Source organism: Variovorax sp. P5_A3 (assembly GCF_056400665.1).
This window is the reverse complement of the sequence record NZ_JBFUKW010000008.1, coordinates 188,288-201,431: the sequence shown is the minus strand read 5'-3', so window position 1 is coordinate 201,431 and position 13,144 is coordinate 188,288. Positions and strand designations below refer to the sequence as shown.

At 66.6% G+C, this 13,144-nt stretch carries 14 protein-coding genes; 11 read left to right on the top strand and 3 right to left on the bottom strand.

Features of this window, described 5'->3' with window-relative positions; all coding sequences use genetic code 11:
• Positions 1-21 precede the first annotated feature (21 nt).
• The 5 genes from AC1D3B_RS14545 to AC1D3B_RS14525 all read left to right on the top strand — a co-directional run bounded on the left by AC1D3B_RS14545 (position 22) and on the right by AC1D3B_RS14525 (position 4,906).
• The gene (locus AC1D3B_RS14545; RefSeq protein ID WP_478191371.1) at positions 22-963 is read left to right on the top strand and encodes a beta-keto acid cleavage family enzyme; all 942 of its coding nucleotides are present in this window, start codon (positions 22-24) and stop codon (positions 961-963) included.
• The gene (locus tag AC1D3B_RS14540) at positions 960-1,973 is read left to right on the top strand and encodes a 3-hydroxyacyl-CoA dehydrogenase NAD-binding domain-containing protein (RefSeq protein WP_478191370.1); all 1,014 of its coding nucleotides are present in this window, start codon (positions 960-962) and stop codon (positions 1,971-1,973) included. The genes AC1D3B_RS14545 and AC1D3B_RS14540 overlap by 4 nt, the downstream gene beginning before the upstream one ends.
• The gene (locus AC1D3B_RS14535; RefSeq protein WP_478191369.1) at positions 1,970-3,778 is read left to right on the top strand and encodes a feruloyl-CoA synthase; all 1,809 of its coding nucleotides are present in this window, start codon (positions 1,970-1,972) and stop codon (positions 3,776-3,778) included. The genes AC1D3B_RS14540 and AC1D3B_RS14535 overlap by 4 nt, the downstream gene beginning before the upstream one ends.
• 63 nt (positions 3,779-3,841) lie before the next feature.
• The gene (locus AC1D3B_RS14530) at positions 3,842-4,258 is read left to right on the top strand and encodes a surface-adhesin E family protein (protein ID WP_478191368.1); all 417 of its coding nucleotides are present in this window, start codon (positions 3,842-3,844) and stop codon (positions 4,256-4,258) included.
• A 33-nt stretch (positions 4,259-4,291) separates the two neighbouring features.
• Entirely contained in the window at positions 4,292-4,906 is a 615-nt protein-coding gene (locus AC1D3B_RS14525; RefSeq protein ID WP_478191367.1) for an HAD family hydrolase, read from the top strand.
• Between the two features lie 7 nt (positions 4,907-4,913).
• Here the strand turns inward: AC1D3B_RS14525 and AC1D3B_RS14520 are convergent, their stop codons facing one another.
• Complete coding sequence (locus tag AC1D3B_RS14520) at positions 4,914-5,264, bottom strand: hypothetical protein (protein WP_478191366.1); 351 nt, start codon at positions 5,262-5,264, stop codon at positions 4,914-4,916.
• Between AC1D3B_RS14520 and AC1D3B_RS14515 the strand changes: the two genes are divergently transcribed.
• From AC1D3B_RS14515 to AC1D3B_RS14505, 3 genes are all read left to right on the top strand, one after another.
• Entirely contained in the window at positions 5,251-5,703 is a 453-nt protein-coding gene (locus AC1D3B_RS14515) for an FHA domain-containing protein (protein WP_478191365.1), read from the top strand. The genes AC1D3B_RS14520 and AC1D3B_RS14515 overlap by 14 nt on opposite strands.
• 281 nt (positions 5,704-5,984) lie before the next feature.
• Positions 5,985-6,710: an OmpW/AlkL family protein gene (locus AC1D3B_RS14510; protein WP_478191364.1), complete on the top strand. Its 726-nt coding sequence runs from the start codon at positions 5,985-5,987 to the stop codon at positions 6,708-6,710.
• Positions 6,711-6,843: 133 nt separating this feature from the next.
• Positions 6,844-8,529, top strand: coding sequence for a methyl-accepting chemotaxis protein (locus AC1D3B_RS14505; protein WP_478191363.1), 1,686 nt, complete (start codon positions 6,844-6,846; stop codon positions 8,527-8,529).
• 16 nt (positions 8,530-8,545) lie between these two features.
• Here AC1D3B_RS14505 and AC1D3B_RS14500 read toward each other — a convergent pair whose 3' ends face one another.
• On the bottom strand, positions 8,546-8,977 hold the full coding sequence (locus AC1D3B_RS14500) for a hypothetical protein (RefSeq protein ID WP_478191362.1): 432 nt from the start codon (positions 8,975-8,977) through the stop codon (positions 8,546-8,548).
• A gap of 31 nt (positions 8,978-9,008) precedes the next feature.
• Positions 9,009-10,298: an AsmA family protein gene (locus tag AC1D3B_RS14495; RefSeq protein WP_478191361.1), complete on the bottom strand. Its 1,290-nt coding sequence runs from the start codon at positions 10,296-10,298 to the stop codon at positions 9,009-9,011.
• A 104-nt stretch (positions 10,299-10,402) separates the two neighbouring features.
• Between AC1D3B_RS14495 and AC1D3B_RS14490 the strand changes: the two genes are divergently transcribed.
• The 3 genes from AC1D3B_RS14490 (at position 10,403) to minC (ending at position 13,142) form a co-directional block, all read left to right on the top strand.
• Complete coding sequence (locus AC1D3B_RS14490; RefSeq protein ID WP_478191360.1) at positions 10,403-10,831, top strand: PaaI family thioesterase; 429 nt, start codon at positions 10,403-10,405, stop codon at positions 10,829-10,831.
• 55 nt (positions 10,832-10,886) lie between these two features.
• Complete coding sequence (locus AC1D3B_RS14485) at positions 10,887-12,251, top strand: solute carrier family 23 protein (protein ID WP_478191359.1); 1,365 nt, start codon at positions 10,887-10,889, stop codon at positions 12,249-12,251.
• Positions 12,252-12,380: 129 nt separating this feature from the next.
• Positions 12,381-13,142, top strand: coding sequence for a septum site-determining protein MinC (gene minC / locus AC1D3B_RS14480; protein WP_478191358.1), 762 nt, complete (start codon positions 12,381-12,383; stop codon positions 13,140-13,142).
• The last annotated feature ends 2 nt before the right edge of the window (positions 13,143-13,144 follow it).

Here is a 13,144-nt window from a genome sequence, read left to right as displayed (position 1 = left end):
GCTGTTCACAGGAGAAAACGCATGTCGAAGCGCAAGGTGATCGTGACCATCGCCCCCACAGGCGGCATGGCGCACAAGTCGCAGAACCCCCACCTCCCCACCCAGCCGGCCGAGATCGCGGAGGACGTGGTGCGTTGCTGGAATGCCGGCGCCAGCGTGGCCGCGATCCATGCGCGCCGGCCCGACGACGGCGCCACCTGCAATGCCGACGTGTATCGCGACATCAACACGCGCATCCGCGCGGCCGGTTGCGACATCGTGGTCAACAACTCCACGGGTGGCGGCGTACATGGGGACATGGTCAAGCCGCTGCCGGGCAATCGGTGGGAGATCGCGTGGGAAGAGCGCATCAAGGGCATGGACGCCGGCGCCGAGATGTGCACGCTGGACGCGACCACGCTCAATCTCTCCTTCGAAGGGCGCGACATCCTGATGGACACGCCGCTGTCCAAGGGCCGCGAGCTGGCAGCCGGCATGAAGGCGCGCGGCATCAAGCCCGAGTGGGAGGTGTTCAGCCCCACGCACATCCTGCAGGACACGACCACGCTGATCAACGAAGGGCTGGACGAGGAGCCCTACTTCATCAACCTCGTGATGAACGTGCACCGCAACTTCCAGAATGCGATGCCCTTTTCGCCGCGTCACCTGCAGATGATGGTCGACACCTTGCCCAAGGGCGCGATCTTCTGCGTCAGCGGCATCGGGCCGTCGCAGCTCGAGGCGAACATCAGCGCGCTGCTCCTGGGCGGCCATGCGCGCGTGGGGCTGGAAGACAACCTGTACTACCGCCATGGCGAACTGGCCACCAACCTGCAGCTCACCGAACGCATCGTGCGAGTCATCCGCGAGATGGACATGGAACCGGCCACGCCCGCCGAGGCGCGCGAGATGATGGGCCTGCCGCGCAGGGGCCTGCCATTGCCCGAGTTCGCTTCCGCCGCGTCCGAGCGGAACCTGCGATGAGCACGGCGACGGCCCCGGTGAAGCGCGTGGCGGTCGTCGCCACGGGCGTGATCGGTGCAAGCTGGGCGGCGTACTTCCTCGCGCGTGGACTCGATGTGGATGCGACCGACCCCTCGCCCGACGCCGAAGCGCGGCTGCGTACGGCTGTCGCGCAGCACTGGCCGACGATGGAGCGGTTCGGGCTGGCCGACGGCGCATCGGTCGATCGGCTGCGATTTCACGATCGGCTCGAGGACGCCGTGGCCGGCGCCGACTTCGTGCAGGAGAACGGCCCGGAACGCATCGACGTCAAGATCGAACTGTTCCGCCGCATGGATGCGGCGGCGCCGCCACGCACCGTGCTCGCCTCTAGTTCGTCAGGGCTGGCGATCACGGGCGTGCAGTCCGGATGCCGGCATCCGGAGCGCGTGGTGCTCGGGCACCCCTTCAATCCGCCGCACCTGATTCCGTTGGTGGAAGTGGTCGGCGGCGAGCACACCTCCGCCGAGACCATCGAACGCACGATGGCGTTCTACCGCGCGATCGGCAAGCGGCCGATCCACGTGAAGCGCGAGGTCAAGGGCCACATCGCGAACCGGCTGCAGGCTGCGCTGTGGCGCGAGGCTTTCCATCTGGTGGAGCAGGGCGTGGCGTCCGTTGCCGACATCGACACGGCGATCGCGCATGGGCCCGGATTGAGGTGGGCGGTGATGGGGCCCTTCATGAACCTCCATCTCTCGGGCGGCGCCGGCGGCATCGCGCACCTGCTCGACCATCTCGGCGGGCCGATCGAGGACTGGTGGCACGACCTTGGAGCGCCCGCCATGACAGCCGAACTCAAGCAGCAAGTGACTGAAGGCGTGGCGGCGGAATTGGGCGAGCGCTGCACAAGCGACCTCGAAACCGCGCGCGACACCCTGCTGCTGAACCTGATTCAAGAGAAGAAGCTCGCCCCCGCCCTGGACCCCGAAGCCGGTTCCGCGAGCGTTCTGGAGGAGGATGTGGCCCTCAAGGAGACAACAAGACAATGACCACTTCTGACTTCCTGGACGACGAGAGCCAGCTCGCGCCGCCGCGCACCGTGCGCATCGATTTCGACGACGGCTCCTTCGCATTGCGCTCGCCGGTCGCGCTCAAGCCCTATGCCCGCTGCATCGGCGAATGGCTGGAACGCTGGGCGCGGGAGACGCCTGGCGCACTGGCGCTGGCGGAACGCGACGACACAGGCGAAGGCTGGCGCGCGCTCGACTACCGCGCATTGCGCCGCGTGGTGGGCGCAGTCGCGCAGAGCCTGCTGGACCTGGAAATCCCGAAGAACCGGCCGGTGGTGATCCTCTCGGACAACGCGATCGACCATGCCGTGCTGATGCTTGCCACGATGCATATCGGCCGCACCGCGTGCTCGCTGTCCAGCGCCTATTCGCGCATGGCGAAGGATCCGACGCGGCTGCACGGCATGCTGCGCGCGCTCGATCCGGCGCTGATCTACGCATCCGACGCGAAGGTCTACGGCCCGTCGCTGTCGGGCTGCGATGTCGACGCGGTGAAGGTGTTCAGCCGGCATGCCGACACGCATCGCGGCGCCCTGCCCTTCGACCGATTGACGCAGGCGCAGGAGACGCCGGCCGTCCTGCAGGCCTTCGAGGCGATCCTTCCCGACGATCACGCGAAGTACCTGTTGACCTCCGGCTCGACGGGCCGCCCGAAGGTGGTGATCAACACGCACCGCATGCTGTGCGCCAACCAGCAGATGATGGCCCAGACCTGGCGCTTCCTGAAGGACGAGAAGCCGGTGCTGGTCGACTGGCTGCCCTGGAGCCACACCTTCGGCGCGAACCACAACTTCAACATGGTGCTGTGCCACGGCGGCGCGCTCTACATCGACGAGGGTCGACCCGCGCCGGGACTGATCGAGAAGACCTTGCGCAACCTGCGCGAAGTGCGGCCCACGCTGCTCTTCAATGTGCCCCGCGGCTATGACATGCTGCTGCCTTTCCTCGAAGCCGACGACGCACTGGCGGCGGAAATCATGTCGCGGCTGCGCCTGGCCTTCTACGCGGCGGCGGCGCTCGCGCCCTCCACGTGGCAGCGCCTGGAGGCCGTCGCCCGGCGCGCCCGGCCTGCACGCCCGCTGTGGCTCACGACATCATGGGGCGCCACCGAGACTTCACCCGCCATCACCTCCGCGCATTGGCGGCTCGAAGGCGCAGGGTGCATCGGCGTGCCCTTGCCCGGGCTGGAACTGAAGTTCGTTCCCAATGGCGACAAGCTGGAGATGCGGATCAAGGGCGTTTCGGTGTTTCCCGGCTATCGCAACGCGCCGCGCGAGACATCCGAAGCCTTCGACGACGAGGGCTACTACCGGATCGGCGATGCCGGCTACCTGACGGACACGAAGCGCCCCGAACGCGGCGTGATGTTCCACGGGCGTGTGGCCGAGGATTTCAAGCTTACGAGCGGGACCTGGGTGTCGGTGGGAACCCTGCGCGTCGACCTGGTCTCGCGGCTCGCGCCGCTCGCACAGGACGTCGTGATCACCGGCCACGACCGGCATGAAATCGGCATGCTGGTGTTTCCCAGCCCGCAAGGGGCGCCGCGGCCGCGCGAGGAATGGCGTGCCGCGCTGGAACGCGTGATGCGCGATCTGCGCGACGCGGGCGGCGGCTCTTCGCAGTGCCCCGTTCGCGCGCTGGTACTTGGGTCTCCGCCCGACATCGATGCGGGCGAAATCACCGACAAGGGCTACATCAACCAGCGGGCCGTGCTGACGCGGCGCGCGGCCGAGGTGGAGCGCCTGCATGGCGCCCCCCATCCGGAGGTGGTTCGGGTCGACTGAGCGGCGTCGTGCATCGGACCGCTGGCTAGAATCCGCACGAGATCGCCAGCAAAGGAAATCGACGTGAGAAGGTGGCTCGTGCTGCTTGGCCTGATAGGTTGCCAGGCCCAGGCTCAGACGAATTGGTTCACCGTGACGGGCAATCCACGCGATGCGTCGGTGGACACGGTGGAGGTCGACCCCGTCGCGATCAGAGCGGATGGCACGATGAAGACCATGAACGTGCGCGTGAGTCGCGCGAAGCAGCGCACGAACTGGGAGAAGGTGCCCTACCGCTCCTACGAATCGCGGGTCGTCTTCGACTGCCGTGCGCGAAAGGCGGAGTACCTGTTCGCGACCTTCTACCCCGTGCCGCTGTGGCGGGGGCCGCCGCACCAGGTGACCGACTATGCGGGGAATCCACGTCCGATGCTGTTCGTCGACGTCGAGCCCAATCCCACGAATCGCATCATTCGCGCGGCCTGTCAGGCCACGGGTTAGCGGTCGACGTCACGCGCTACGCCGGACTTGCTCATGAGCGCAGCGATCTCCCTCGTGCTGTTCGACCTGGATGGCGTGCTCTGCCGCTACGACCGCGCCGCGCGGGTCGGCCACCTGGCGGCATCGACGCACCGAAGTGCCGAGGCGGTGCGCCACGCCATCTGGGGCACCGGCCTGGAATCGCGTGCCGATGCGGGGCTGATCAGCGACGAAGACTATCTAGACGAACTGGGCCGGTACCTGGGCACTCCCGTCACGCTCGGCGCCTGGCTGGATGCGCGGCGCGCGGCGATGACGCTGGATGCCGACGTGCTGCGCCTTGCGCAGGTCGTCTCGACGCGTCGGCGGATTGCGATCCTCACCAACAACTGCCGCCTGCTCGCCCTGCACATGGACACGTTGTGTCCCGAGGTGGCTGCACTGTTCGGCGACACCATCCACGCCACGGCATCGTTCGGCGCGACGAAACCGGCTCCGGAGGCCTATCTGCGCTGCGTCGAGGCATTGGGCGTGCCGGCCGCCGAGACCTTCTTCATCGACGATGTCGAAGCGAACGTGACCGGTGCGCTTCGTGCCGGTCTGCAGGCCTGCGAATTCACCAGCGCGCCCGCGCTGTCGGCGGAACTCGCGGCTCGCGGCCTGAACTGATCTCGCGTCAGCGCGCAGTCGCGCCCTTCGGCGGAAAGCCCGCGAACAGCCTGTCGAGCGCCGATTCAACGGCCGCGTTGTAGGTCTGCCCCTGGACCCGGGTCACGTGCGCGGCTACATGCACGTCGCCTTCCGCGGCGAGCTTCCAGCCGGCGGCAGGGGTTGCCGCTCGAACGATGTTACCGCCCGCTTCGTGCGGCCCTTTTTCGTGCCGTAGCGCGACGGATGTCGCACTTTCGGGTACTCCCTTCGGCAACGTCGCGACCGATGGGCCGCGGGACTTCAAGAAACGAGACAGACAGCCGAAATGCAAGCACTTCCAACCATCGAGCAGTGAGAATGAAATGTCCAGAGTCATCGTCCTGACACCGCACGGCAGCGTTCGGCAGGTCAACATCAAAGGGCCGATCACGACGATCGGACGCGACCCGACATGCGGGGTGCACATCGACAGCCTCGGGGTGAGCCGCCATCACGCGGCCATTCGCTGGGCGGGCGACCGCTTCGTCGTGTGCGACATGGCAAGCCGCAACGGCACCTTCGTGAACCAGGCGCGCGTGGTGGAACGCGCCCTGCGGAACGGCGATGCGATCGGCGTGGGCGACTGCCAGCTCCGCTTTCTCGATTCGTCACGGGGACTGCCCGGCGAGGACGCTCTGCGACTGGTAACCGTCGCCGACGAACTCATCAGCATCGAAGCGCGCGAGCGAAGCGACTGGGCGAGCTTCTTCCGCCAAGGCAAGGTGGCGCGACACGAGGCTGTGCGCCGCCACGGCTGGGCCGAACGGCGACCCTGAACCGGCAGCAGGCAAAAGAAGGCCCGCACGAAGGCGGGCCGAATGATCCCTGGTCAGAAGATCCCTGGAGAACCAGTCTCCATATCGGCTGTCGCTCGGAAAAATTGAGAGTCCAGGATCTTCGAGTCTGTAGCGGCATTCCGCCTTCAGCGGGCGTAAAGTGAGTGCTGGCTCGGTTGCCGCACGCCTTTGCCGGCCTGTGCTGCACAGGTGACGGGGCGAGGCCAATTAATTAAACGGCACCGCATCCTAAAGACTCCCCCAACCAAGATGTGACTTTCATGATGAAGACAAAACTGTTTGCGCTGGCTGCCGTTGCCGCGTTCGGATCGGGCAGTGCAATGGCGCAAAAGGCTGGCGACTGGCAAGTCGGCGCCGGCTGGCTGCATTTCGCGCCCAGGGACTCCAGCGAACCCCTGACCTTCACCGCGCCCCGCCCTGCCGTGGTGCCGGGCTCCGGCGCCACGGTCGACAACTCCGACACCCTGGGCCTCAATGCAACGTATTTCATCGACAGCCACTGGGCGGTCGAAGGCGTGATCGGCATTCCGCCGAAGTTCAAGCTCCAGGGCGCCGGCACGCTGAGCCCGATCGGCGAACTCGGCGAAGCGCGCCAATGGAGCCCCACGCTGCTCGCCAAGTACTACTTCCTCGAAGGTGACGCCAAGTTCCGCCCCTACGTCGGCCTCGGCGCGACCTACGTCTCGTACAACGACGTGAAGCTCACGCCCGGGCTGCAGGGCGCGCTTGCCACCCGTATCGGCGCGCCTGTCGCCCTGTCCTCCACCACGGCCAAACTCGACAGCTCGTTCTCCGCCGTGTTCAACATCGGTGCCGCCTACCAGTTCGACCAGCACTGGGGCATGGCCTTCTCGGTGTCGTACATCCCGCTGAAGACGACGGCCAAGCTCACCACCTCGGTCGCGGGCCTGCCGGTGGCCACGAGCCAGTCGAGCCTCAAGGTCAATCCGATCGTTCCGTACCTGGCAGTCACGTACAAGTTCTAAGCCGGCGCGAACCGGCAGGTTCGCATCCCGCTCGACATGCGTGAGGAGCATGCGAGGAGGTCCGCTCAAGTTTGTCGGCTTTCCGCCGATATCCCTCTCTGCGACCTCCCGCTTCACTTCTGGAATCACGATCATGTTTTTGAGCAATGTTTCGATTGGCAGACGCCTGGCCATTGTGCTGGGCGCCATCCTCGCCCTGTTCCTGGCGAGCAGTGTCTTTGCAGTGCTGAAGCTGCGCCAGCTGGGCGTCGAAATCGACGGCATGGTCAACGACAGCGTCAAGACCGAACGCGCGGGCTCCGACTGGCTGCGCCACACCACGTCCGGCGTACAACGCGCCGCCGCGATCGCCAAGAGCAGCGACGCGAGCCTGATCGCCTATTTCGCACCGGCCACGGCCCAGTCCATCAAGGACACCAACGAACTTCAGAAATTCATCGAAGGCCAGATGGTGAAGCCCGAGGAACGCCAGTTGTTCCAGAAGGTCGGCGAATTGCGCAAGGAATACCTCTCGGCGCGCGAGGAAGTCAGCAAGCTCAAGCTGGCGGGCGACCTGGAGGGGGCCAACCGCGTGTTCACCTCTCGCTTCGAACCGACATCGGTCAACTACCTCGCAGGGGTCCAGCAGATGGTGGACCTGCAGCGCGCCCAGCTCGATGCCGCCGCACAGCGCGGCCAGGATCTTCGTGCGCAGACGAGCACGCTGCTGACGATCTGCACGGCGCTTTCACTGGTCCTGGGCAGCTTGCTCGCCTGGTTCCTCACGCGCAGCATCACGCGGCCGCTTCGCCGGGCCGAGAAAATGGCCCAAGCCATCGCCGAGATGGACCTGACCGGCGCGCCGCAAACGAGCTATGCCAATGACGAGACCGGCCACCTGCTCCGCGCTATCGACCGCATGCGAACCGCGCTGAAGAGCTCGCTGCAGCAGGTGCATGGGGTGGTCGCGAATGTTTCCAGCGCGAGCACACAGATCGCGACGGGCAACCAGGACCTGTCGTCGCGCACCGAAGAGCAGGCCAGTTCGCTGGAGCAGACGGCGGCCTCGATGGAAGAACTCACCAGCACCGTCAAGCAGAACGCGGACAACGCGCGCCAGGCGAACCAGTTGGCCGTCTCGGCCTCCGAAGTCGCGGTCAAGGGCGGCAGCGTGGTCTCGCAGGTGGTGGACACCATGGGCTCGATCAACGCCTCGTCGCGCAAGATCGTCGACATCATCGGCGTGATCGATGGCATTGCCTTCCAGACCAACATCCTGGCGCTGAATGCCGCTGTCGAAGCAGCACGCGCCGGTGAGCAAGGCCGAGGCTTCGCAGTGGTGGCTTCCGAAGTCCGCAACCTCGCGCAACGCTCCGCAGCGGCAGCCAAGGAAATCAAGACGCTGATCGGCGACTCGGTGGAGAAGGTCGAGGAAGGCAGCAAGCAGGTGGCCGAAGCGGGAAAGACGATGGAAGAGATCGTCGACAGCGTGAAGCGGGTGACCGACATCATGGGCGAGATCACCGCGGCGAGCCAGGAGCAGACCTCGGGCATCGAGCAGATCAACCAGGCGATCACGCAAATGGACCAGGTGACGCAGCAGAACGCGGCACTGGTCGAGGAAGCCGCCGCAGCCGCCGCATCGCTGCAGGAGCAGGCCGGCAGCCTCTCGCAGGTCGTGAGCGTATTCAGGCTGGAGGGCGGTCAGCCCGCGTCGGCCAGGCAGCGCACCGTAGCCACCGCAGCGCCCGCCATGCCGAAGTCGATCAAGGCACCGCAACGCAAGCCTGCGGTCGCGGCCGCTGCGGTTTCGGCCGGAGGCGACTGGGAAGCGTTCTGACGCCCGCAGCGTTCGGCTAGACCTCGGAGGCGGATTCGTCCGCCTGCTGTTCGGCGAACCGCTTCTCCGCGGCGACCAGGTGCATCGTCAGGACGTGGGAGATCACGTTGATGCCGAGGCCTGCGAACAGCGCGGGCAGCAGGTACAGCGCCACACGCAACTCCGACACGAAGAGCACATCGTCCGCCAGCGAGGGCGTGACCGCCGCGACGTTGGCCATCCGCTGCAGAAAGAAGACGTCCACGCCCGCGATCGCCACCAGCGAAAAGCCCAGCACAAGCACGGTTTTGCGGGAGATCGCCTTCTTGGCGATCAGCACGCCGTAGATGCCGAAGGGGAGCACGACGGAAACCACCACCATCAACCAGAAACTCGTTTCCGTGAAGACCGAATAGCTGACGTGCATGGCGGGAGCCCTCTGGATGGCTGGATCGTCGAAACCCGGCATTTTGATCCACCCCCGGAAGCGACGGAAACCCTCAGCGGCGCTTCTTTGCGGGGTCTTCGTTGCCCAGCAGCTTGTCCATTTCCTGGCCGATGCGCGCGCCGATCGCGGTGCCGACGCCCGGCAGCACCGCCGTACCGACGGCGGCGCCCGTGAGCGCTGCGCCGGTGAGCGAGAGTTTCGGATCATCGAGCGTGCCGCCCAGCTTGAGCGGTACACCGACCACACCGTCGACGATGTCGACCGCCGCCTCGCCATCGAGGCGCCGGTTGATCACGGTGGCGCTGCCGCTTGCGGCCAGTGCGCCTGAATGCGCCTTCAGGTCGATATAACGCAACACGACGCCCTCGTCGGTGGACTGGGTGTCGAGCGTGCCGGTGAGGGTGTCGAGCTTCGTTTGCCCTTCGCGGCTGCCGCGGCCGGTGGTGACCGTCCTGGCGAGGTCGAAGCCGGTCAGGGTCGCGGGCGCGACGCTGAATCTTGTGCGCGTATGGAGGCTACCGACGAGTTCCGTCAGGTTGCCGCCCTGGGCATCGACCGAGGTCTGCCCCTGGATCTTGCCTTCGACGACGCTGTGGCGCCCGAAGGCCCGCACGAGCGCGTCGATGTCGACGTTGCTCGGCGCCAGTTGGGCGGTCAGGCGCAGACGGTCTTGGCCCGCGTCCTGCAACTCCGCCAGGCCGTTCCACGTGCCGCCGCCCACATCGACGAGCGTGCGCCACCGCTCCTGCCCTCCTTCGCGCTCGAGGCGCAGGGTCGCCGGCGGCGTCACCCCCGGTCGACTGAGTCGCGCCTCGCGCGGCCGCCAGTGCGGATCGAAGCGGATGTCCGCGTCGTAGGCCAGCGCAATGTCGCGGCGATCGATCCACACCACGTCGCGCAGTCGCACGCGTTCGACCGGAATCTCCGCGAGCGTCCATGCGCCCGCCAGCACGGCCGTGGTGTCGTCCGCCTGCCAGCGGCCGCGAAACGCGCGCACAGAGGCGCGCGGGAGCACGGCCCCGTCGACCTCCACGGTGTCGATGGCGATCTTGCGGTTCCACAACGCAGCGAGATGCGGCCGGATCACGACGCGGCGCACAGTGATCGGCCTGGGCTGCACGGTGGCGAGGTCTTCCAGTATCACCACGGGCGAAGGCCGCAGCGCCCAGTGCACCGCGCCGACACGCAGGCCGATCCCGGAAGCCTTCTCGAAGCGCGCGGACAGGTCGGCCGCAAGCTGTTCGTCGCTCGGCAAGAGCGCTCGGACCAGCACCGCGAGAGCGACCACAAGCACGGCCGCCGCCGCGGCCAGGCCGGCAATCCATCGTCGAGCACGGGTCATGCCGGCAGCTTAGGCCGACGGCGGGCGATCGCACTGTCAGCCATGGGCGCGACGTTCCGCCGCCAATCGCTATAGTTTTGACCCATCAGAACTGGAGACACCTCATGCGCATCTGGCAAAAAGAGATTTCGATCGACGAACTCACCCGCAGCCACGTCGACACCGCGGTGTCGAACCTCGGCATCGAGTTCCTCGAGATCGGGGACGATTTCATCCGGGCCCGCGTGCCTGTGGACCAGCGCACGAGGCAGCCCTATGGCATCCTCCATGGCGGCGTCTCGGTGGTGCTGGCGGAAACGCTGGGATCGTGCGGTGCCCACTACTCGGCGCCGGCAGGCCATCGCGCAGTCGGGCTCGACATCAACGCGAACCACCTCAAGTCCGCATCGAAGGGCTGGGTGACCGGCACTGCGCGACCCGTGCATCGCGGTCGTACCACGCAGGTCTGGCAGATCGACCTGACGAATGAAGACGGGGAGCTGACCTGCGTCTCGCGCATCACCATGGCCGTGCTGGCGCCGCGCGGCGGCTGATCGGGCCCACCCCGCGCCCGCTCCGACAAGACAAACAACCGAGGAGAAGAAAACCATGAGCGATTCCTACCTTCCCCGCTGGCGCAAGGTGACTGCCAGCGCTGCCACCATCGTCGCGCCCGACGAGCGCCTCTCCTGGGGGCAGACCACGGCGATGGGCGTGCAGCACGTGATTGCGATGTTCGGCGCCACGGTGCTGGCGCCGATCCTGATGGGCTTCAATCCCAACATCGCGATCCTGATGAGCGGGATCGGCACCCTGCTCTTCTTCTTTATCACGGGCGGCCGGGTGCCCAGCTACCTGGGATCGAGCTTCGCCTTCATCGGCGTGGTGATCGCGGCCAGCGGCTATTCGGGCTCGGGTCCGAACGCCAACCTGGGCGTGGCGCTGGGCGGCATCATCGCCTGCGGCTTCATCTACGCGCTGATCGGCGTTCTGGTGCACTTCACCAACGAGCGACACACCAAGCGCGCGCCGGTGCGCGGTCTCGAAGGCATCGAGGTCGAGGAAGTCGAGCAGGACGTCGCGGTCCACTGGATCGAGCGGCTGATGCCGCCAGTGGTCACGGGCGCGGTGGTCGCGGTGATCGGGCTCAACCTGGCGAGCGTTCCGATCAAGAACATGGCGCCCACGGGCTTCGACACGTGGATCCAGGCGCTGACCTTCCTGTGCGTGGGCCTGATCGCTGTGTACACGCGCGGGATGATCCAGCGCCTGCTGATCCTCATGGGCCTGATCGTCGCGAGCCTGATCTACGCGGTGCTGACCAACGGCCTAGGGCTGGGCAAGCCGATCGACCTGACTGCGCTCGCCGCCGCGCCCTGGATCGGCATGCCGACGTTTTCGTCGCCCGTGTTCGAGGTCAACGCCATCCTGCTGATCGCGCCGGTGGCAGTGATCCTGGTGGCGGAGAACCTCGGCCACCTCAAGGCTGTCGGCGCGATGACGGGGCGCGACCTCAACCCCTGCCTGGGGCGCGCCTTCATCGGCGACGGCATCGCGACCATGGTGAGCGGCGCGGTCGGCGGCACGGGTGTCACGACCTACGCGGAGAACATCGGCGTGATGGCGGCGACCAAGATCTACTCGACGGCGATGTTCGTGGTCGCGGCCCTGATCGCGCTGGTGCTGGGTTTCAGCCCCAAGTTCGGCGCACTGGTGCAGGCCATTCCGCTGCCCGTCATGGGCGGCGTGAGCATCGTAGTGTTCGGCCTGATCGCCGTCGCGGGTGCCAAGATCTGGGTGGACAACCGCGTCGACTTCTCGCAGAACAAGAACTTGATCGTGGCGGCGATCACGCTGATCCTCGGCACGGGCGATTTCACGTTGAAGTTCGGCCAGTTCGCCCTGGGCGGCATCGGCACGGCGACCTTCGGCGCGATCCTGCTCTATGCGCTGCTGGGGCGGTCGCGCGACTGAGGGCCGCGACCGACGGAAAGTGCAACGTCGTGCAAGAGCTGTTGTGCACCGTGAGCCACATTCGAGCGTTTGAGGCCGTCGGAGCCCAGTGCCAGTTAGACTCGGACGCTTTTCGAACCTACGTTTTCCATGGCCGATGCTTCCGCCGCGCGCACCAAGGCGGTATTCGAATTCAAGAGCGCAACGCTGCCGCTGATCGCGGTCATCCTCAAGACGGCTGATCTCGACGTGCTGGCGGAGGCGCTCGACGCCCAATTGGCGGACTCGCCCGACTTCTTCGAACAGGAGCCGGTGGTCATCGACCTCTCGCTGTTGCAGGATGAGGAGGCGGAAGCCGAGGCCGAACTCGACTTCACGGCACTGCGGGCACTGCTCGCGCGCCACCAGACCCAGCCCGTGGCCGTGCGAGGCGGCGGCAATGCGCAGAATGCCGCGGCACGCGCCGCCGGACTTTCGATCACCGCGATGCCGGTCGCACCTGCGCCCCGATCGTCCGCTCCCCCGGCCGAGCCCGTGAGCGAAGCGCCGCAGATCGTCCGCGAAGTGCCGGTGCCGGCCAACGGCACGCTGATCATCGACAAGCCGCTGCGCTCGGGCCAGCAGGTCTACGCACGAGGCGGCGACGTCATCGTGACCGCCGTGGTGAGCTTCGGCGCGGAAGTGATCGCCGACGGCAACGTCCATGTCTACGCGCCGTTGCGCGGCAAGGCGATCGCAGGAGCGCGCGGCAACACCGAGGCGCGCATTTTCACGACCTGCCTGGAAGCGCAGCTCGTGGCCATTGCCGGCATCTACCGCACGGTCGAAGTCGCGCTGCCTCCCGAGATCGCGGGCAAGCCGGCACAGATTTCGCTGGACGGCAAGAAGATCGTGATGGATCCGATCGTCTGACC